The organism is Psychrobacter celer, from assembly GCF_016107555.1.
Lineage (GTDB): Bacteria > Pseudomonadota > Gammaproteobacteria > Pseudomonadales > Moraxellaceae > Psychrobacter > Psychrobacter celer.
The window spans coordinates 1-857 of the sequence record NZ_JABASU010000063.1 but is presented as its reverse complement, the minus strand read 5'-3'; the positions used below and the strand labels follow the sequence as shown (position 1 = coordinate 857).

The window sequence follows — 857 nt, the reverse complement described above, 5'->3', positions numbered from 1 at the left end:
TTGCTAAAGTAAGTTTACCAAGACCACTTAAGCAAAAAGGACTTCTTACATGGACAACCTAACCGAACTATACTGCCATATTGACGACTTTTATCAGCAATTCAAACCTGAGTTTGACGCTCATTTAATCGCAACGGGACACCAAAGGTTAAGAGCATGCCAGATAAGTGTAGCAGAGATTATGACCATCTTGGTACTGTTTCATCAACTGCGGTATCGACAGTTTAAGGCGTTTTACTACCATCACATGCTTGGCATGATGAAACGGGAGTTTCCAAGTCTGCCGAGCTACTCGCGATTTATAGAGCTTGTGCCGCGCAGTATCATGCCACTGTGCAGCTACTTGCAAAGCATGATGGGCGACTGTACGGGTATCAGCTATATTGATTCAACCAAGATAGCAGTTTGTCATAACAAGCGTATCTACCGTCATAAAGTCTTTAAGGGACTTGCAACCCGAGGCAAAAGCAGCATGGGCTGGTTCTATGGCTTTAAGCTGCACGCCATTATCAATCATAAGGGCGAGCTTGTATCTGTTAAAGTCACTGCGGGTAATACGGATGACAGAGTGCCTGTTAAGGATATGGCAACGCCTGTGTTTGGCAAGGTGTTTGGGGATAGAGGCTATATCAGTAAAGCCCTAAACGAGTGGCTCACAAAACACAATGATACCACGTTGATAACCAAACTTCGGCGTAATATGAAACCCCAATTACTTGAGCCTATGGATGAGGCACTACTCAATCATCGCTCTTTGGTTGAAACGGTGTTTGGAGAGCTTAAAAACTTGTGCCAAATCGAACACTCACGCCATCGTAGTGTCACGGGGTTTATCACAAACTTGCTGTCAGGTTTAA

General features: G+C 44.3%; 1 protein-coding gene. It reads left to right on the top strand.

Going from position 1 to position 857, the window contains the following annotated elements; genetic code table 11:
- Positions 1 to 49: 49 nt before the first annotated feature.
- On the top strand, positions 50 to 857 hold an 808-nt coding region (locus JFC05_RS12680), incomplete at its 3' end, for an IS982 family transposase (RefSeq protein ID WP_198337145.1).